Below are 19,490 nucleotides of genomic sequence, written 5' to 3' on the forward strand. Positions count from 1 at the left end.
CACTTATGGTTCCGCTCTTACAGCGGGTCACTTTCGAAAAGCCGGAATGCCGGCCCAGAATCCCTGTCGAATTCCGGCCAGCGTGGTTTGACGGGGCGCTTAAGATCAAAAACAGATCAAGAGCGGCTCGCTTCGCATCGTAGTTACCGTCGGCTTCTACAACCTAAAAAATTGTGTAGATACCTATGTCCCGATGAGGGGGTGTCAGTAACCAAAACTGTTCTGACCCACCGCTATCGGGAGCAAGCCCCCTCCCACATTGGCGGATTGTCAGCGGTTCAACGGCGCGACGAAGCGACTGTCTGCGGCGCTGTAGATCCAGGGCTCATCCACATCTGTCACCTTGAAGCGCAGGCTCTGCGAGCTGCTCGCCGGCTTCTCGGCCAGCAGTGCCACTGACACCGGCATATCGACGATTTCTCCGGGCGCCAGACTGATCCGGGTCTTGCCTTGCAACTGGAACCCGTCGGCATCCACCAGTTCCACCCGGTAGTCCTGGCGTTGCTGGGTCTTGTTGATGACCTTGAGGCTGTAGATGTTCTCGATCAAACCCTGGCTGTTTTCGCGAAACATGCCGCGGTCCTTGGTGACATCCAGCGACACCATCGGCCGTTCAATCAAGGCCACCACCAACGCAGCAATCATTACCAGCAGTACGGCACTGTAGCCGATCAGGCGTGGCCTGAGCAGATGAGTCTTGCCACCCTGCAGTTGGTGTTCACTGGTGTAGCTCACCAAACCCCGGGCATAGCCCATTTTGTCCATGATCGAGTCGCAGGCATCAATGCAGGCCGCACAGCCGATACATTCCATTTGCAGGCCGTCGCGGATATCGATGCCGGTAGGGCAAACCTGCACGCACAGCTGGCAATCAATGCAATCACCGAGCCCTGCATCGGCTGGCTGCACTTCGCGTTTGCGCGGGCCACGGCGTTCGCCGCGGGCGGTATCGTAGGAAATGGTCAGGGTGTCTTTATCAAACATTACGCTTTGGAATCGCGCATACGGGCACATATGCATGCACACCGCTTCGCGTAACCAGCCGGCATTGATGTAGGTAGCGCCCGTGAAAAACAGCACCCAGAACAAGCTCACCCCGCCGATTTGCCAGGTCAGCAGTTCGACGGCGAGAGGGCGGATGGGCGTGAAGTAGCCGACAAAGGTCAGCCCGGTCAGCACGCTGATGCCCAGCCACAGCGTATGTTTGGCTGAGCGTCGCGCGAGTTTGTTCAGGCTCCACGGGGCCGCCTGCAGCTTGATACGCTGGTTGCGCTCGCCCTCGGTGATCTTTTCACACCACATGAACAGCCACGTGAACGAGCTTTGCGGGCAGGTATAACCGCACCAGACGCGGCCGGCAAACACCGTGATCGCAAACAGGCCGAAGGCACAGATGATCAGCAGCGCCGAGAGCAGGATAAAGTCCTGCGGCCAGAAGGTGGCGCCGAAAATGTGGAACTTGCTGTGCGCCAGGTCCCACAGCACGGCCTGGCGCCCACCCCAGTTCAGCCATACGGTGCCGAAAAAGGCCAGGAACAGCAAAGCCGCTCCACTGACACGCAAGGTGCGGAACAGGCCGGTAAAGCTGCGGGTATGGATCAGGTTATCGCTGGATTTGGCCTTCACCTTCTTTGGGTGTATGGGCTCAAAGGTTTCCACGGTTGGGATTCGTTCGCTCATGGTCGTTCGCTCATCAGCCTCCATCAGGCCAATGCACTATGGGCGACAGGCTGTTTGCATAACAGACTCAGGTATGGCGATATAAAGCGGATCAGATGGGCTGGATGTACCCATCTGCGTCAATGTGCTGCACCCCAGCGTCAATAAGGTGCAGCGATCGATCGAAGGGGCTGACGCAGATCAATTAAATCACCGAACCCGGTTCGTCGGCCTTCACATGCTGACGGCCATCGGTGGCGCCTTCAACCGTCAGGGCGTCCGCCTCGGCTTCGGTGATGTAGATGCGAGAACCCGCCAATTCCAGATAAGACATGGCTTTGTCGTGATCGGTAAGGATGGTCACCCGGGTGGCGGGCAGGCTTTGTTCCTGGCCGTTTTCGTCGAGCGTGAAGTAGCACAGATGATTTTCGATGCGTACGGTCATGACGATCTCCGTTTTGTGAACTGTGCAGCGTTAGGCGACTGCCATGCGCACGGGTTCCGGGCAACTGACTGGCGGTCTGTGCGGTCTATTCTTTACTCATAATAAAAGGAGCGCATCCATGGACGTCTGGTGGCAACAAGTGTGGCAAACCCTGCAAGCCGAGTTCGCCGACATCGCCGATGCCCGGCAACTCACTCAAGTGACTGTGCGCCTGCTGATCGCTGCGATCCTGGGTGGCATCCTGGGTTTTGAGCGTGAACACAAGGGCAAGGCGGCGGGCGTGCGCACTCATATGCTGGTGGCGCTTGGCGCGGCGCTGTTCGTGCTGGTGCCGCAGATGTCCGGCAACCAGGCAGACGCCATGAGCCGGGTGGTTCAAGGGGTGATTGCGGGCATCGGCTTCCTTGGCGCCGGCACTATCCTCAAGGGCAAGGAAGATGAAGAGGGCCAGCATGTGAAGGGCCTGACCACGGCTGCCGGGTTGTGGATGACCGCCGCCATCGGGGTGGCGGCGGGCATGGGGCGTGAATCGACGGCGGTACTCAGTACGTTGCTGGCCCTGGCGGTGTTCAGCATCATGCCGAGAATCGTCAAGTTAGTGGAAAAGTGATACCCAGCCATCAGGTCACGATGTTGCTTTGGCGCACCTCACCAAACACCTTCAGTACGAAGGGTGGCTTGCCTGGAGCATCAGCAATGACTACCACGCTGACATTTTTATTGGGCGAATATTGAATCTGTATCTCCCCGATCGACTCTGGGCGGCGCTCAACCCACCGCAGCGGGGTGTTCAACTGTTTCTGAATGCCGGTCAGGTTCAGTTTGTCTTGGGATTTGAAATTGCGGATCTCTTGAGGAGACTCGAGTGTGGATTCACTGGCAGAGCGGAAGCTGTAGGTTGCAGAGCTGTCGTGGCCAGTGTCGGAGGCCGATGGCGGTGGCGTGGCATCTGCTTGTGACGCGTCGAGCTTTTCCTTGGCCAGCGAATCGCAGGTATTGCTTAAGGTTTTATAGGTCGAGTCCATCCTGGAATAGTGTTGTTTGATTTTGGCTAACTCTGCGAGTGAGTTATCGAGACGGCCAAAAGAGCTCGAGGCGTCGCCGTCAAATGCCCCGAGCAGGGTCTCGATATTTTTAAAGGCGAATTTATTCATTACCTCTTCTGTTGTTTTGTGCTTGGCTGAGTTCAGGTTCCTGGCACCGGCATTGAGCACGACGCTCATCTCTTCAAATTTTTTGCGGTTCGCTTTGGCGTCGGGCCCACGTAACGCTGCGCGCCTGTTTTCTGGCTGAAAAATCCATTCGAGTTCGGACTTGATTGCACGAGATTGGGCAGAGTCCGGATTACCCTGTAGCGCGTTGATTGTTTCCGGGGTCAATAGTGTATGAGTATCGCTCACGCGTTTCGTCGCGTCTGCGTGTTGCTCAGGAGAGGTCTGATTGGAACGCGTGTCAGGCGATTGCTGTGCACGGTCCGGTGCCTTGGGCGTAACGGACCAGTTCGGGCCAGCGTTGAGCAACGCATCCACCTGCTGCTGTGTTGGCCGGCCCTGAGCGTGGGCGCCGCTGGAGTGTCCAGGTGGCGATGGCTGCGTGCGGGAAAAGTGCTGAGGGTTGATAGTCGACATGGTGTCCTCGCGATAGGATCAGAACTTCCCATCGGAAGATGGGTTGAGTGCGAGGTAAATATATAAACCTGCAGTCACGCGAGCATTCAGGCTTGTTCCCAGTGTCTGTAGGAGAGTTCGATTTTTTGCGGCTCGCTCGAGCTGAAGAACAGCCTGGCCCGTCCCGAGCGAACCTCCATCATTGTGACTCAGACGATGACCGGCGGCGTGGTCGTGGGCGGTTCTTGCGCTGCGGGTGGCTCATCTTCAGGGGGTTCCTGCTTTGGCGCCGGCGTCGGCTCCGAAGGCGGCAAGGGCGGGGCATCGATATTCGGATCTTCGGGTTCAGGGGGTATTGGGATGTTCATCAGTGTGGCCTCCTTTGTGCTTGGCTCTATGGGTGGACCATTGCCTTAGGGAATTGATTCCCCGCCCGGCGGCCACATATCCACCTGAACTTTTGCCGCGCGCCCAGGCTCGGACTTTAAACGGCTCTGCTCAGGGAGAGCGTCGCCGTACTTGAATTCGGATCAAGCAAAGAGCGTCCACGGGGCGTAAGGGGAAGATGCTCGATGACTGCTGAAATACTGGCTCCAGAGGGCTGCGCACTGCCGTTGTCGCAAGCGCTGTTGTTACCCAGGATCGCTATCGAAAGCACCATGCCGGTGATCGACAAAGGGGAATTTGCCGTCAAGGCCGTGGTCGGCCAGCGCGTCAATGTCACCAGTAAGGTGTTCGCCGATGGCCACGACAAACTGGCGGTGCTGATCCGCTGGCACGCGCTGGAGGATGAAAGCTGGCACAGCGTGGTCATGACCGATGTCGGTAACAATGGCTGGGAGGGCGCGTTCACCGTCGCCCACCTCGGTCCGCATGAATACTGCATCGAGGCATGGATCGATACCTTCGCCAGCTTCTGCTATGAACTGCGCAAGAAACACGAGGCCGGGGTGCCGGTCAGCCTTGAATTGCAGGAGGGCCGTAGCCTGGTGTTGCAGGCCGCCGAGCGCAGTGACAACGAATTGCGCGACCGCTTGATGTTGCTGCACCACGAATTGTCGGGCCTGCTGGAAACCGAGCAGGTGGCGTTGTTCCTGCACGAAGACAGTGCACACCTGATGACCCAGGCCGATCATCGCGCTTATCTGAGCATCAGCCCCGCCTACCCGATTGACGTAGAGCGTGAGGCGGCGCAGTTCGCCAGTTGGTATGAGCTGTTTCCCCGCTCGATCACCGACGATCCGGCCCGCCACGGCACATTCAATGACGTGCACTCGCGCTTGTCGATGATCCACGACATGGGCTTTGACGTGCTGTATTTCCCGCCGATCCATCCCATCGGCCGCAGCCATCGCAAGGGTAAGAACAACTCACTCACCGCCGGCCCCGATGATCCGGGCAGCCCCTATGCCATCGGCAGCGAGGAGGGCGGGCACGAGGCGATTCACCCGCAACTGGGCAGTCGTGAGGATTTCCGTCGCCTGGTCAAAGCCGCTGCCGACCACGGCCTGGAAATTGCGCTGGACTTTGCCATCCAATGCTCCCAGGACCATCCGTGGCTTGAACAGCACCCTGGCTGGTTCAACTGGCGCCCCGATGGCACGATTAAATACGCAGAGAACCCGCCGAAAAAGTACCAGGACATCGTTAACGTCGATTTCTATGCGGCGGATGCGATTCCGGGCTTATGGACAGAGCTGCGCGATATTGTGGTGGGTTGGGTGGAAGAGGGCGTGAAGACCTTTCGCGTCGACAACCCCCACACCAAGCCGCTGCCATTCTGGCAATGGCTGATCAGTGATGTCAGGTCCAGATACCCTGAGGTGATCTTCCTCGCCGAGGCCTTTACGACTCCGGCGATGATGGCGCGCCTGGGCAAGGTCGGCTACTCCCAGAGCTACACCTACTTCACCTGGCGCAATACCAAGGCCGAGTTGAGCGAGTACCTGACGCAATTGAACCAGTCGCCGTGGCGCGAATGCTACCGGCCGAACTTCTTCGTCAATACACCGGATATCAACCCAGGCTTTTTGCACCAGTCCGGGCGCGCCGGCTTCTTGATTCGTGCCGCGCTGGCGGCCATGGGCTCGGGCCTGTGGGGCATGTATTCAGGCTTTGAACTGTGCGAAGCCGCGCCAGTGCCGGGCAAGGAGGAATACCTGGATTCGGAGAAGTACGAAATCCGCCCGCGGGACTTCACCGCCCCCGGCAACATCATTGCCGAGATCGCCCAACTCAACCGTATCCGTCGGCAGAACCCGGCCCTGCACACACACCTGGGGCTCAAGCTCTACAACGCCTGGAACGACAACATCCTGTATTTCGGCAAGCGCAGCGAAGATGGCAGCAACTTCATTCTGGTGGCAGTCAACCTCGATCCCTTTAACGCTCAGGAAGCCCATTTTGAACTACCGCTGTGGGAGCTGGGCCTGCCGGATGACGCCCAGACCCAGGGTGAAGACTTGATGAACGGCCACCGTTGGACCTGGTACGGCAAGACCCAATGGACACGGCTTGAACCGCAGATGCCCTTTGGAATCTGGCGCATCACCGCTTCCTGAGCCTTGCGCAGGGCCAGTGTGGGAGGGGGCTTGCTCCCGATAGCGCTCTATCGGGCAATAAGCTTATTGACTGTCACGCCGCTATCGGGAGCAAGCCCCCTCCCACAGGAAAAGCATGTCGTCTAAAAAATTTGCTTCAGGAGTTCCCGATGGCGAAGAAACCCAAGACAGCCACCTTCATCAAAGACCCGCTCTGGTACAAGGACGCGGTGATTTACCAGGTTCACGTCAAATCCTACTTTGACTCCAACAATGATGGCATCGGTGACTTCCCCGGGCTGATTGCCAAGCTCGACTATATTGCCGACCTTGGCGTGAACACCATCTGGCTATTGCCGTTCTACCCCTCGCCACGTCGCGATGACGGCTACGATATTGCCGAATACCGTGGCGTGCACAGCGACTACGGGACCATGGCCGATGCCAAACGCTTCATCGCCGAGGCGCATAAACGCGGGCTGCGGGTAATTACCGAGCTGGTGATCAACCACACCTCCGACCAGCACCCCTGGTTCCAGCGTGCGCGCAAGGCCAAGCCGGGTTCGGCCGCGCGGGACTTCTACGTGTGGTCGGACGATGACCAGAAGTACGACGGCACGCGCATCATTTTTCTCGATACCGAAAAATCCAACTGGACCTGGGACCCGGTCGCCGGCCAGTATTTCTGGCACCGCTTCTACTCCCACCAGCCCGACCTCAACTTCGATAACCCGCAAGTCATGAAGGCCGTACTGTCGGTAATGCGCTATTGGCTGGACCTGGGCATTGACGGCCTGCGTCTGGACGCCATCCCCTACCTGATCGAACGCGACGGCACCAACAACGAAAACCTGGCTGAAACCCACGACGTCCTCAAGCAGATTCGCGCCGAAATAGATGCCCATTATCCCGACCGAATGCTGCTGGCTGAAGCTAACCAATGGCCCGAAGACACGCAGCTGTATTTCGGTGAGCGCAAAGGCGATGACGGCGATGAATGCCATATGGCCTTCCACTTCCCGCTGATGCCGCGCATGTATATGGCGCTGGCCCAGGAAGACCGCTTTCCCATCACCGATATTCTGCGCCAGACCCCGGAGATTCCCGCCAATTGCCAATGGGCGATCTTCCTGCGCAACCATGATGAGCTGACCCTGGAGATGGTCACCGACAAAGAACGTGACTACCTGTGGAACTACTATGCTGCAGACCGCCGCGCCCGAATCAACCTGGGTATTCGTCGACGCCTGGCGCCGCTGATGGAGCGTGATCGTCGCCGTGTCGAGTTGCTCAACAGCCTGTTGTTGTCGATGCCGGGCACACCGACTTTGTATTACGGCGATGAGATCGGCATGGGTGACAACATCTACTTGGGCGACCGCGACGGTGTGCGTACGCCGATGCAGTGGTCTATCGACCGCAATGGCGGCTTCTCCCGTGCCAACCCGGCCAGCCTTGTATTGCCGCCGATCATGGACCCGCAATACGGTTATCAATCGGTCAACGTCGAGACCCAGGCCCAGGACCCGCATTCGTTGCTGAACTGGACCCGGCGCATGCTCGCGGTGCGCAAGCAGTCCAAGGCCTTTGGCCGTGGCAGCCTGAAAATGCTCTCGCCGACCAATCGGCGCATCCTGGCTTACACCCGTGAATACACGGGGGAAGACGGCCACACCGAAATCATCCTGTGCGTGGCCAATGTGTCGCGCAGCGCCCAGGCGGCGGAGCTGGACTTGTCTGCCTTCGCCGGCATGGTGCCGGTGGAGATGCTCGGCGGTAATGCCTTTCCACCGATTGGCCAGCTGAATTTCCTGCTGACCCTGGCGCCCTATGGCTTTTATTGGTTTGTGCTGGCGACGGAAAACCAGATGCCAAGCTGGCATGTGGAACCGGCGCAGAGCATGCCCGACTTCACCACTCTGGTACTGAAAAAACGCATGGAAGAATTACTCGAAGAGCCTTGCCGCACCAGCCTGGAACAAACCTCATTGCCAGCCTGGTTGCCCAAACGTCGCTGGTTTGCCGGCAAAGACACGGCGATCGACAGCGTGCGCATCGCTTACGGCGTACGTTTTGGCGACCCACAGCACCCGGTATTGCTCAGTGAAGTCGAGGTCAGCAGCGGCGGTCAGGTCAGCCGTTATCAACTGCCGTTGGGCTTTCTCGGCGAAGATCAGGTGAGCAGCGCCTTGCCCCAGCAATTGGCCCTGGCCCGGGTGCGACGTACTCGCCAGGTAGGGTTGGTGACCGATGCCTTCAGCCTTGAGCCTTTCATCCGTGAAGTCATCCAGGCCATGCAGGCAGGGACCGTGCTCAACTCCAGTGAGGGCGATCTGCGGTTTGAGGCGACCGGACACCTGGCCGGGCTGCAACTGACTCACGAATCGCCGGTGCGTTACTTGTCTGCCGAGCAGTCCAACAGTTCGGTGGTGGTGGGCGAAAGCCTGGTGCTCAAGCTGATTCGCAAAGTCAGCGCCGGGGTACACCCGGAGCTGGAAATGAGCGCCTACCTGACCGCCGCCGGCTACCCGAATATCTCGCCTTTGCTGGGTTTTATGAGCCGCCGCGACGGGCAGGGGCAGGACAACCTGCTGATGATTGCCCAGGGCTACCTGAGCAACCAGGGCGATGCCTGGAGTTGGACCCAGAACAACCTGGAACGGGCGATCCGCGACGAGTTGGCCGAGGCCATTTCCGAACAGGAGCAGCACTACAACGCCCTTGGCGAACTGGCGGATTTCGCCGCCGCGCTTGGCCAGCGCCTGGGGGAAATGCATGGTGTGCTGGGTGCGCCAACGGATGACAAGGACTTCAAACCGCAAATCACTACCGCCAAGGATACTCAGGCCTGGGCCAAGGATGTCGGCGCGCAGATCGAGCGTGCGCTGCAATTGCTCAAGCTTCATCAAAGCCAGTTGAACCCCGCTGACCAGGCGTTGGTCAGTGAGTTACTGGTACACAAAAAAACCATCGCCGGGCATGTCCAGGCGTTGGCGAAGGCCACGGTCGGCGGGCTGCGGATTCGTGTCCACGGTGACTTGCACCTGGGCCAGGTGCTGGTGGTCAAGGGCGACGCGTACCTGATCGACTTTGAAGGGGAACCTGCGCGGCCGTTGCATGAGCGGCGCGGCAAGCACAGCCCCTATAAAGATGTGAGCGGAGTGCTGCGCTCCTTTGACTACGCGGCGGCCATGGCCCTGAATGTGCAAGCAGTGGATCAGACACCGCAAGCCAACACTGCGCGCAAGCGCGTCACCGATCGCTATCTGAGTGAAGCCCGCCAGGCATTTACTCAGGCTTATCAGACGGCGACGTCTACACTGGCGCATGATTGGCAGGATGCCAACGGCCAGGACGCAGCGCTGACGTTGTTCAGCCTGGAAAAGGCCGCGTACGAAGTGGCCTACGAAGCGGAAAATCGCCCGACCTGGTTGCCGGTGCCCTTGCAAGGGCTGCATGGCTTGCTGAGCGGGCTTACACCTAAATCGAAACCTGTACGCGGTGGGGAGACGTCATGAGTTTTACACATAAAGAACCGCTGCAGCCCAAGTTGACTGCATTGCCGGCGTCCAAGGACGTCGAAGCGCTGGTACGCGCCGAACACCCGGATCCGTTCTCGATCCTGGGCCCGCATGACGACGAGCAGGGCGGGCAGTTTATTCGCGCCTTTCTGCCCGAGGCGCTCAGCGTTCAGGTACTCAGCCGGGATGGCGGTGAAGTGCTGGGCGGCCTCGATGCAACCCAGGTGCCAGGCTTGTTTGTCGGGCAGTTCAGCACGCGCCAGCCGTACCTGCTGAAAATCCAGTGGGCGGGCGGTGAACAGATTACCGAAGACCCCTACAGCTTCAGTCAATTGCTGTTGGGGGAAATGGACCTTTACCTGTTTGCCGAAGGCAATCACCGCGACCTGGGCAGTTGCCTGGGGGCCCAGGTGACCAGTGTCGATGGCGTGCAAGGTGTGCGCTTTGCGGTGTGGGCACCGAATGCGCGGCGGGTTTCGGTAGTTGGCGATTTCAATATCTGGGACGGTCGCCGCCATCCGATGCGCCTGCGTCATCCCTCCGGTGTGTGGGAGATTTTTATCCCGCGTTTGCAGCCGGGCGCTGCCTACAAATACGAAATCCTCGGGGCCCATGGGATCCTGCCGCTCAAGGCCGACCCGGTGGCGCTGGCCACCCAACTGCCGCCCGACACGGCCTCCAAGGTCGCCGCACCGTTGCAGGTGGACTGGCAAGACCATGAGTGGATGCAAGCCCGGGGTGACAAGCAGAAATCCACGGCGCCGTTGTCGATCTACGAGCTGCACGTGGGCTCCTGGCAGTGCGAGCTGGACGAGACCGGCGAGGTCGCCCGTCAATACGGCTGGCGTGAACTGGCGGAGCGCTTGATCCCCTACGTGCAGCAACTGGGCTTCACCCATATCGAGCTGATGCCGATCATGGAGCACCCCTTTGGTGGTTCCTGGGGCTATCAGGCTTTGTCGCAATTCGCCCCGAGTGCACGCTTTGGATCGCCCGAGGATTTCGCCTGGTTCGTCAATGCCTGTCACCAGGCGGATATCGGCGTGATTCTCGATTGGGTGCCGGCGCATTTCCCCACCGATACCCACGGCCTGGCGCAGTTCGACGGCACAGCGCTGTACGAGTATGCCAACCCGCTGGAGGGCTTTCACCAGGACTGGGACACGCTGATCTACAACCTGGGCCGTACGGAAGTGCACGGCTTCATGCTGGCCTCGGCCCTGCACTGGCTCAAGCATTTTCATGTGGATGGGCTACGGGTGGATGCGGTGGCTTCGATGTTGTACCGCGATTATTCGCGCAAGGCCGGCGAGTGGGTGCCCAACCGCCATGGTGGGCGCGAGAACCTGGAAGCCATCGATTTTCTGCGGCATTTGAACGACGTGGTCGCCCTTGAAGCGCCCGGCGCGCTGGTGATCGCCGAGGAATCGACGGCGTGGCCGGGGGTCAGCCAGCCTACCCAACAAGGTGGCCTGGGGTTCAATTACAAGTGGAACATGGGCTGGATGCATGACTCGCTGCACTACATCCAGCAAGACCCGGTGTACCGCGCCCATCATCACAACGAGCTGAGCTTCGGCCTGGTATATGCCTGGTCCGAGCGGTTTATCTTGCCGATCTCACACGATGAAGTGGTGCACGGCAAGCACTCGCTGATCGACAAGATGCCGGGAGATCGCTGGCAGAAGTTTGCCAACCTGCGCGCCTATCTGAGTTTCATGTGGATGCACCCGGGCAAGAAGCTGTTGTTCATGGGCTGCGAATTTGGCCAGTGGCGCGAATGGAACCACGACCAGCAACTGGACTGGTATCTGCTGCAATACCCTGAGCACCGTGGTGTGCAAAAGCTGGTGGGCGATTTGAACCGCCTGTACCGCGAGGAGCCGGCGCTGCATGAACAGGATGATGCGCCCCAAGGCTTCCAGTGGCTGATTGGCGATGATGCGATCAACAGTGTTTACGCCTGGCTGCGCTGGAGCAAGGATGGCCGGCCGGTGCTGGTGGTTGCTAACTTCACCCCGGTGCCGCGTGAAGGCTACGCGGTTGGGGTGCCGTTCGGCGGGCGTTGGAGTGAGGTGATCAACAGTGATGCGGACACTTACGCCGGTTCCAACTTTGGCAATGGGGGAGAGGTGTTCACCCAGGATGAGCCGCGTCATGGGCAACCGATGTCGCTGTCGTTGAACCTGCCGCCGCTGGGCGTGTTGATTCTGCGTCCGCAGGAGCTGTAAGGGCACTGGATTGGCGGATGCAGTTGTTCCCGATACTGGCAGGGTGCCACAATGGCGCCTTTGCCGTCGCAATCGACACAGGCGCATTGCATGAACAGCCTTGGGCATGGGCAAGATCAGGACCCCATCATCGAGCAGCAAGTGCGAACCGACCGGTTGCACCAACTGTTTCGCCAGTCGTTCTCGGCCGTCTTCGGTAGTTATCTGGGCGCCGCCATGCTCTGCTGGCTGTGCTGGGATCGCTTCGATCATCGAATCATTCTGGTATGGCTGGTGCTGCTGGGTTGCTCGTCACTGCTGCGCCTGCACATGTTCGTGCAGTGGTTTCGCTGCCCTGACAGCGAGCGCACCCCAAAGCGTTGGGAGCGGCGTTACTGGATCACGCTGATGTTGTCGGCTGGCATCTGGGGAGGTGGAGCGCTGGCGGTGATGCCGGTCGATGACCGTGTGTCCCAGGTACTGGTGATGCTCTTTACCGTAGGGATGTCAGTCAGTGCGGTGTCCTGCTACTCGGCCTTTCGCTACATGACCTTGAGTTCGATGGCGTTGGTGCTGTTGCCCTGTACGCTGTGGCTGTTGTTCCAGCCGGCGCCGATGCAAGTGGGTGTGGCCCTGGCGGTGCTGGTGTTTTCATCTTTTGTGGTGACGGCCACCTGCAAACTGTCCGATGCGCTGGAAAAAGCCTTCCGCCTGACTCGGCAAATGGAGCGTACACACCGTCTTTCAACCCGCGCGGCCCAAACCGATGAGCGCGACGGGTTTGAAGACCTGCACCGCTAAGGCTTAAGGTCGTGATCAGGTGGCCGTAGCGGTCTGATCCTTGGACATCGCCCTCACCAACGCCCTGGCGACCTGTTCGGCGGAGTAGGGTTTGGCGAGGAACTCAAACCCCTCATAACCGCTGTCCGCCAGCTCTTCGCTGTAGCCTGAGACAAGTACCACCGGCAGGTCCAGACGCCGCTCACGCAGCAGTCTGGCCATCGCAACGCCGGTCATCCCCGGCATGACCACATCCGAAAAAATCGCGTCGAAGGCTCGGGCGTCGTTGCCAGCGAGGGCCAGTGCCTGCTCGGCATTGGTCGCCCAAGTGGTCTTGTAGCCCAGGTCCTTGAGGATCTGGCTGGCGAAACGTCCCACTTCCAGGTTGTCTTCTACGATCAGAACATGCCGTTGGGCAGCCTCCTGCGGCGGTACAAGTTGCTCCTGCTCGTCCTGCTGCGGGGCGGGTTCGCCTTCCACTTGGGGCAAATACAAGGTGAACACAGTGCCCTGGCCGAGGGTACTTGCCACATCGATGTTGCCGCCCGACTGTTTGGCAAAGCCGAAGACTTGCGACAGGCCCAGCCCGGTGCCTTTGCCAACGGCCTTGGTGGTGAAGAACGGCTCGAAGATACGGTCGATGGTGTCGCCGGCAATACCGGTGCCGGTGTCGGTCAGAGAGATGCTGATGTACGGCAGGCGCGACTCGGCGTCACCGCGGATGCGCGGCAGCGCTTGCTGTGTGGCGACCTTGAGGGTCAGGGTGCCCTGGCCGTCCATTGCGTCGCGAGCATTGAGTGCGATGTTGAGCAGCGCGGTTTCGAGCTGGCTGGGGTCAATGCGTGCGTAGCACGGCTGATCGGGCAACTGCACCTGTACATGAATGCGGGCGCCGGTGACACTTTCAAGCATCTCGCCGATGTTGCGTACCCGCTGGCTGACATCCAATACCTGCGGGTTCAACGGCTGGCGACGGGCGAAGGCAAGCAATTGGCTGGTGAGTTTACTGGCCCGCTCCACGGTGTCGGAGACGACGCTCATGTAGCGCTGGCGACGCTCTTGCGACAAGTTCGGTTGGCGCAGGAAGTCCACTGACGAGCGAATGATGGTCAGCAGGTTGTTGAAGTCATGGGCGACGCCGCCGGTCAGTTGGCCGATGGCTTCAAGCTTCTGTGACTGGCGCAGCGCGGCCTCGGCCTGGGCCAGCGCGAGGGTGCGTTCTTCCACTCGCTGCTCCAGCGTGGCGTTGAGTTCGGTGTAGGCCGCCAGGCCTTCGCGTACGGCGGCAGCGGCGCGCACGCGTTCGATGTGCGCCCAGGACCGTTCGGTCACTTCACCCAACAACGCCAGATCGTAGGGCGACCAGTAGCGGGGCTGTTTGTCATGCACGGCCATCAACGCCGTGAGGCGTCCATCCTTGATCAGCGGCACGCAGATGGTAGCCGTGACGCCCAGCGCCTGGAAGGTTGCCGACTCATCGGCGGGCAGTTCGATCAGGTTATCGCGGATCACCAGGGGCTGACCGGCACGCAGAGCACTCACCGCGCGTTCGCCGAACGCCGCCAGGCTGTAGTGGCCGATGATGCTGGGTGAGCCCTGTGCCGCCCAGTCGCCACGGATAGTGAAGCCATCTTCATCCTCATCCATATCGGCGTAGGCGCAAATCGACACTTGCAGGTGTTGCGCCAGCAGCTGGGTGGTCGATGTCATGATGGCTTCGGCGTCGGTGGCGCTGGCCACGGCGTTGCCGATGGCATCCAGCACCGCCAGGCGACGGGCGAGGAATACGGTGGAGGTGGTCTCGGTCACCGTATCGAGCATGCCCACTAGGTTGCCTCGGGAGTCGCGGATAGGGCTGTAGCAAAAAGTGAAATACGCCTGTTCCGGCGCACCATTGCGCTTGAGCATCAGCGGGAAGTTTTCAATATAGGTGGCATGACCGTCGAACGCCGCGCTGGCGATGGGGCTTATCTCGCTCCAGGCCTCGTGCCACACCTCGCTGAAAGGGCGGCCCAGTGCCTCCGGCTTGTTGCCCAGGATCGGCCGGAATGCATCGTTGTAGAGCGTAATCAACTCAGGCCCCCAAACAATGGCCTGGGGAAACCTGGAAGCGAAGCACAGCGCGACGGTGGTCTTCAATACATCGGACCACTGCTCCAGCGGGCCGAGGGGCGTACTGGCCCAATCATGCTGGCGGACCCGCTCGGCCATGTCGCTGCTGCCTTGCAGCCAATTCATCATGGGGTCAACACCTTATCTACCGCGGTTCGACTATTGCCTGAAACCTCAGGTTGTCAAGCAACAGACCTGAATGACTGCTCCCAGTTCAGCACGAATATCCAGGTTATTGAGCGGCGAATACACCTGTCCAATAGATACCCGCATCGCTCTTGGGGTCCATCGCGTAGGCCGCGCCCAATTCGCGAAATTGCGGGTTCATCAGGTTGGCGCAATGGCCGGGGCTGGCGAGCCAACCGTCCACGACCTTGCGAGGGGTATCGAGGCCGGCAGCGATGTTTTCGCCGATGTTCTTCGCGATATACCCGGCCAGTTCGGCGCGGTCACCGGGAGTACGACCGTCGTGGTCCAGGTGGTCGAAGAAGTTGCCGTTGGCCATGTTGCGCGTGTGGCTGTTGGCCGCGCTGGCCAGGGTGTCGTTCCACGACAGCGGCGTGGTCGCGCTGAACGCCTGGGTGCCGCATTGATGTGGTTCGGCGCGCGCGGCGTTGACCAGGTTCAGCAGTTGCTTGCCTTCGGTCTGCCAGTCGCCCAGGCCACTGGTCAGCAGTGGGCGGGCCAGCACGATGCGCCAATCCTGGCCGCTGTTGCTGACGCCGATGTCGACATATTGCGGGTCCAGTACGACCCGGCAGAAGCTTTCGCGCACTGCTTTCATGGCGGCGTCGGCATCCTTGGGCCCGGACAGGCTGATGGCCTGCACGTTGACCATAGGGTACGCAGCCCGCGCCAGCGACTGCTGCAAATCGCCGACATTGGAGGCCGGCAGTACCAGCCGTGTGTCGCTGGTCAGCGGTGGCAGTTCCTGGGAACCCTGGTCACCGCAGCGTTGCACCTGGCTGCGGTATTGGTTGATCTGTTGGACTAACTGACTTTCTTCATTCGCCATCGCGCTGGCGCAGAACACCGTAGTGGCGGCCAGCGTCGTAAGACCCATCATCAATGACAGAACGCGCATGGACGTTACCCTTGAGCTTGAAAGTGCCCATGATGCGCGATCCAGGTGCATCCATGCACCCGTTGGTCCGAACTTTTTTCTTCAGTTCTTGAATGTCGAGTGTTTTGCACCCTGATCGCAGAGGGCGAACACCACCACCAGCAGGGCGGAAATCGCGAGGATAACCACCACGCCATCGGTGGAGTGAGTGGCCGAGGCCGCCACCATCGACAGCGCGCCCAGCGGTGCCAGGCCACCGGCAATCGCGGTGCCGATTTCGCGCCCGGTGCCGAAACCCGATGAGCGCGTCTGGGTCGGGAATTGCCGGCTCAGGAACGAGCCCTGGGGCGCAAACATCATCGGCGCAAGGATACCGGTGCCCACGCCGATGGCCAGATAGATCATCAGGCTTTCACCACTGTTGAGCAGGGCCAGGAACGGGTAGGCGAACAGCAGCGAGCACAGACCGCCGTGCATCAACACGGTCTTGCTACTCCACTTGTCGCACAGCCAGCCAAAGCAAGGCACGGCCACGATGGCCACCAGGCTGGCGATGGTCACCGACAGGGAGGTGACGTGTACATCCACACCTTTGAATTGGGTCAGGTAAGCCAGGGAGAAGGTCTTGAAGATATAGCTCAGGGCGTTGTAGCCAATCGCGACAAAGAACACCACGGCGAGGCCCTTGAGGTCGTTCTTGAACAACGCTTTAAGGGGCGACGGCTTGGCCTTGGCTTTTTCCTTGCTCAGTTCCTCGAACTGCGGGGTTTCCGGAATGCTGTTACGCACCCACAGACCCACGCCCACCAGCACGATGCTGCAGATAAACGGGATGCGCCAACCGCCGGCCAGCAAGAACTCGTTACCGTTGATAGTCAGCAGGTAAATGGTCAGTGAGGACAGCAACAGGCCCAGGTTCAGCCCCAGTGCCGGCCAGGCACCTTGGCTGCCGCGCTTGCCATGGGAGGCGTGTTCGTAGGAAGTTACCGCGGCGCCCGACAGTTCAGCACCCGCGCCCAGCCCCTGGATGATGCGGATGAACACCAGCAGGATCGGCGCCCAGATACCGATGGAGGCATAGCTGGGGATCAGGCCGATCAGCGTGGTGCACACGCCCATCAGGCAGAAGGTCAGCACCAGCACCTGCTTGCGTCCGAACTTGTCACCCAGGTAGCCGAACAGAATACCGCCGAAAGGGCGGGCGATAAAGCCGATGGCAAAGGTGGAAAAGGCCATCAGCGTGGCCGTTTTCGGGTCGCTGTTATCGAAGAAGATCTTCGAAAACACAATGGCCGCCATGGTGGCGTACAGGTAAAAGTCGTACCACTCCAGTATCGAGCCAAAGATGGTGGCGGCGGCCACTTTGCGCAGGCGCTTGCGGGTTTGTTCGGGCGTTTCGGTGCCGGGGATGGAGGCGGATGCCGACATGCTGGATTTCCTTCTGGTCTTTGTAGTTATTTTTGGGTGAACGGGCAGTACGGGTATTACTGAGGCTGGAACAGACGGTCGGCGATCATCGCGCCGATGGGCATGGCCGAGGTGGCGGCCGGTGAAGGTGCGTTGCACACGTGGAGCATTCGCGGGGTTTGGGCGAATAGGAAATCGTGTACCAGGCTGCCGTCGCGCATGACTGCCTGGGCACGGATACCGGCCTCGTAGGGCAGCAAGTCGTCGAGGGTCAGAGAAGGGCAGTACTTGCGGCACTGCTCCAGGTAGCCGGACTTGAACAAAGAGTTTTTCATCTCGGTGGTGCCGGAGCCGAGGTTCTGCCAGAGGGTTTTCCAGAAACCCGGGAAGCTGGCGTATTGCGCCACATCGCGCCAGTTCACCGAGAACTTGCGGTAGTTCTCGCGGCCCAGGCCCAGCACGGCATTCGGGCCGACGGTGACACTGCCGTCGATCATGCGTGTCAGGTGCACGCCGAGAAACGGCAACTGCGGGTCGGGGATCGGGTAGATCAGGTGGTTGACGATGTTGTTCTTTGCCGCCGGCAAGCGGAAGTATTCGCCACGAAACGGGATGATCTGATGGTCGATACTGATCCCTGCCAGGCGCGCCAGGCGGTCCGATTGCAAACCGGCGCACACCACCAGGTGCCGCGCCTGCCAGGTTTCGCCCTGGGTATGGACCGTGACTTTATCGGTGTCTTCGTGGATCGCAGTGACCGTGCGTTCCAGGCAGATCTGCCCGTCGTTGCGGCGAATCACCTGGGCCATGGTCTCGCACACCTGGCGGTAATCGACAATGCCGGTGGCATCGAGAAACAAGCCGCCCAGGCCGACGATGTTTGGTTCACGCTCGCGCAGTTGCTCGGCATCCAGGCGCTCGACCTGCATACCGTTGAGCTGGGCGCGGGCGTGCAGGGCTTCCATGCGTTGCATTTCCAGGGGGCTGGAGGCCACCAGCAGCTTGCCGCACACCTCGAACTTGATCCCGTGTTCGCGGCAGAACTGCTTGGTGGCTTCGGCACCGCGCCTGCACAGGTCGGCCTTGAGGCTGCCGGGGGCGTAGTAAATGCCGGCGTGGATCACGCCGCTGTTGTGGCCGGTCTGGTGCTTGGCCAGCACCGGCTCCTTTTCCAGGATCACCAGTGATGCGCCGGGTTGGCGCTTGAGCAGTTCCATGGCAGTGGCGAGGCCGACGATGCCGCCGCCGATAATGCAAAAGTCGTGAATCATTGCTGGGAGTACCTAAGGTTAGACATTTTGGTCTGCTTATCAGGTTGTCAGACTAATGTTTTTGTTAAAAAAATGGCGTGTCCGGGGACACGCTTTAAAAAGTCGATCAGTTGATGGGAGGCAGTTCCAGTTGCAAGCGCCGTGCGGATGCACGCAGATGGGCCTCTGCACTGGCAGCGGCGCGTTGGGCATCACCGTCGGCGATGGCCTGATAGAGCTGCTGGTGTTCCTGGGTCGCATCGGCCGAGCCGGTGGCGAAGCGCGAGGCAGAGTTTTCCCAGGCGGTCTTGCGTGCGCTCGCCAGCTGGCTTCTGAGGAAGTCATGGAAGGCCACGAAGTAGTCATTCTTGCTGGCGTCGGCAATGGCGCGGTGGAATTCCACATCGGCCAGGGCTGCGGCTTCAAAGTCGTCGCGATGGTCCTGCATGGCCTGCAAGGCGCTTTCCATGCGTTGCAGGTCGGCGGCGTCACGGCGCTGGGCGGCAATCGAGGCGGCTTGGGTTTCGATCCACAGGCGCACTTCGAACATCTGCGCCAGGTCAGGCCGTCGCCCATTTTGCTGCGGGAAACGGAACACAGTGCCGGCCGGGGTCTGCGAAATGAACGACCCCAACCCCCGGCGGGCGGTGAGAACACCGTCGGCCTTGAGCTGGGCAATGGCCTCGCGCACCACAGAGCGGCTGACGTTGAGCTGTTCAGCCAATTGCTGTTCGGTAGGCAGGCGCGACTCCGGAGCCAGTTGGCCGGATTCGATTTCTGCGCGAATGGCGCTGACAACCCGTACGACAAGCGAGTCGGGGCGCTGGAGCTCAAGCATGATGAAACCTTGGTAATCAGGTTGTCAGACAATAGTCGTTACGAATTTAGCTTGTCAA

The 19,490-nt window shown here is 60.1% G+C and carries 13 protein-coding genes and 1 pseudogene; 5 read left to right on the plus strand and 9 right to left on the minus strand.

Translation table 11 applies throughout. From position 1 onward, the window contains the following. Positions 1-270: 270 nt before the first annotated feature. Complete coding sequence (ccoG, locus tag E4P01_RS26000) at positions 271-1,680, minus strand: cytochrome c oxidase accessory protein CcoG (RefSeq protein WP_032875737.1); 1,410 nt, start codon at positions 1,678-1,680, stop codon at positions 271-273. A 184-nt stretch (positions 1,681-1,864) separates the two neighbouring features. After that, positions 1,865-2,104, minus strand: coding sequence for a DUF3203 family protein (locus E4P01_RS26005; RefSeq protein ID WP_005788559.1), 240 nt, complete (start codon positions 2,102-2,104; stop codon positions 1,865-1,867). A 118-nt stretch (positions 2,105-2,222) separates the two neighbouring features. Between E4P01_RS26005 and E4P01_RS26010 the strand changes: the two genes are divergently transcribed. Then, on the plus strand, positions 2,223-2,714 hold the full coding sequence (locus E4P01_RS26010) for an MgtC/SapB family protein (protein ID WP_005788557.1): 492 nt from the start codon (positions 2,223-2,225) through the stop codon (positions 2,712-2,714). Between the two features lie 10 nt (positions 2,715-2,724). Here the strand turns inward: E4P01_RS26010 and E4P01_RS26015 are convergent, their stop codons facing one another. Both E4P01_RS26015 and E4P01_RS26020 read right to left on the minus strand, forming a co-directional pair. Further along, positions 2,725-3,732 (minus strand): M10 family metallopeptidase C-terminal domain-containing protein, encoded by a 1,008-nt coding sequence (locus E4P01_RS26015; RefSeq protein WP_216091290.1) that lies wholly within the window; start codon positions 3,730-3,732, stop codon positions 2,725-2,727. A gap of 188 nt (positions 3,733-3,920) precedes the next feature. Then, on the minus strand, positions 3,921-4,079 hold the full coding sequence (locus E4P01_RS26020; RefSeq protein WP_164699486.1) for a hypothetical protein: 159 nt from the start codon (positions 4,077-4,079) through the stop codon (positions 3,921-3,923). 204 nt (positions 4,080-4,283) lie between these two features. Between E4P01_RS26020 and E4P01_RS26025 the strand changes: the two genes are divergently transcribed. The 4 genes and pseudogenes from E4P01_RS26025 to E4P01_RS26040 all read left to right on the plus strand — a co-directional run. Next, positions 4,284-6,272, plus strand: a complete 1,989-nt coding sequence (locus E4P01_RS26025) for an alpha-1,4-glucan--maltose-1-phosphate maltosyltransferase (protein ID WP_216091291.1) — start codon at positions 4,284-4,286, stop codon at positions 6,270-6,272. Positions 6,273-6,421: 149 nt separating this feature from the next. Then, positions 6,422-9,769 (plus strand): maltose alpha-D-glucosyltransferase, encoded by a 3,348-nt coding sequence (treS, locus tag E4P01_RS26030; RefSeq protein WP_216091292.1) that lies wholly within the window; start codon positions 6,422-6,424, stop codon positions 9,767-9,769. Further along, positions 9,766-12,003, plus strand: a complete 2,238-nt coding sequence (glgB, locus tag E4P01_RS26035) for a 1,4-alpha-glucan branching protein GlgB (RefSeq protein ID WP_216091293.1) — start codon at positions 9,766-9,768, stop codon at positions 12,001-12,003. The genes treS and glgB overlap by 4 nt, the downstream gene beginning before the upstream one ends. A 51-nt stretch (positions 12,004-12,054) precedes the next feature. Beyond that, positions 12,055-12,753, plus strand: a pseudogene (locus E4P01_RS26040) (GGDEF domain-containing protein); the annotation flags it as partial. Positions 12,754-12,798: 45 nt separating this feature from the next. Here E4P01_RS26040 and E4P01_RS26045 read toward each other — a convergent pair. From E4P01_RS26045 to E4P01_RS26065, 5 genes are all read right to left on the minus strand, one after another. Then, positions 12,799-15,003: a GAF domain-containing protein gene (locus tag E4P01_RS26045; protein ID WP_216091294.1), complete on the minus strand. Its 2,205-nt coding sequence runs from the start codon at positions 15,001-15,003 to the stop codon at positions 12,799-12,801. 103 nt (positions 15,004-15,106) lie between these two features. Continuing rightward, positions 15,107-15,958, minus strand: a complete 852-nt coding sequence (locus E4P01_RS26050; RefSeq protein ID WP_005788547.1) for a CAP domain-containing protein — start codon at positions 15,956-15,958, stop codon at positions 15,107-15,109. 81 nt (positions 15,959-16,039) lie between these two features. Then, positions 16,040-17,365 carry an MFS transporter gene (locus tag E4P01_RS26055; RefSeq protein ID WP_216091295.1) on the minus strand — a complete coding sequence of 442 codons (1,326 nt, stop codon included), beginning with the start codon at positions 17,363-17,365 and terminating at the stop codon, positions 16,040-16,042. A 56-nt stretch (positions 17,366-17,421) separates the two neighbouring features. After that, positions 17,422-18,615: an L-2-hydroxyglutarate oxidase gene (gene lhgO, locus E4P01_RS26060; protein ID WP_216091296.1), complete on the minus strand. Its 1,194-nt coding sequence runs from the start codon at positions 18,613-18,615 to the stop codon at positions 17,422-17,424. A gap of 106 nt (positions 18,616-18,721) precedes the next feature. Continuing rightward, positions 18,722-19,432, minus strand: coding sequence for a FadR/GntR family transcriptional regulator (locus E4P01_RS26065; protein ID WP_078821451.1), 711 nt, complete (start codon positions 19,430-19,432; stop codon positions 18,722-18,724). Positions 19,433-19,490: the final 58 nt, after the last annotated feature.

Source organism: Pseudomonas sp. NCIMB 10586, from assembly GCF_023127895.1.
GTDB lineage: Bacteria > Pseudomonadota > Gammaproteobacteria > Pseudomonadales > Pseudomonadaceae > Aquipseudomonas > Aquipseudomonas synxantha_A.

Bases quoted from the DNA above. Each gene is read 5' to 3' on its own strand.
- ccoG (WP_032875737.1), bottom strand. From the start codon at position 1,680: ATGAGCGAACGAATCCCAACCGTGGAAACCTTTGAGCCCATACACCCA.
- E4P01_RS26005 (WP_005788559.1), bottom strand. From the start codon at position 2,104: ATGACCGTACGCATCGAAAATCATCTGTGCTACTTCACGCTCGACGAA.
- E4P01_RS26010 (WP_005788557.1), top strand. From the start codon at position 2,223: ATGGACGTCTGGTGGCAACAAGTGTGGCAAACCCTGCAAGCCGAGTTC.
- E4P01_RS26015 (WP_216091290.1), bottom strand. From the start codon at position 3,732: ATGTCGACTATCAACCCTCAGCACTTTTCCCGCACGCAGCCATCGCCA.
- E4P01_RS26020 (WP_164699486.1), bottom strand. From the start codon at position 4,079: ATGAACATCCCAATACCCCCTGAACCCGAAGATCCGAATATCGATGCC.
- E4P01_RS26025 (WP_216091291.1), top strand. From the start codon at position 4,284: ATGACTGCTGAAATACTGGCTCCAGAGGGCTGCGCACTGCCGTTGTCG.
- treS (WP_216091292.1), top strand. From the start codon at position 6,422: ATGGCGAAGAAACCCAAGACAGCCACCTTCATCAAAGACCCGCTCTGG.
- glgB (WP_216091293.1), top strand. From the start codon at position 9,766: ATGAGTTTTACACATAAAGAACCGCTGCAGCCCAAGTTGACTGCATTG.
- E4P01_RS26045 (WP_216091294.1), bottom strand. From the start codon at position 15,003: ATGATGAATTGGCTGCAAGGCAGCAGCGACATGGCCGAGCGGGTCCGC.
- E4P01_RS26050 (WP_005788547.1), bottom strand. From the start codon at position 15,958: ATGCGCGTTCTGTCATTGATGATGGGTCTTACGACGCTGGCCGCCACT.
- E4P01_RS26055 (WP_216091295.1), bottom strand. From the start codon at position 17,365: ATGTCGGCATCCGCCTCCATCCCCGGCACCGAAACGCCCGAACAAACC.
- lhgO (WP_216091296.1), bottom strand. From the start codon at position 18,615: ATGATTCACGACTTTTGCATTATCGGCGGCGGCATCGTCGGCCTCGCC.
- E4P01_RS26065 (WP_078821451.1), bottom strand. From the start codon at position 19,432: ATGCTTGAGCTCCAGCGCCCCGACTCGCTTGTCGTACGGGTTGTCAGC.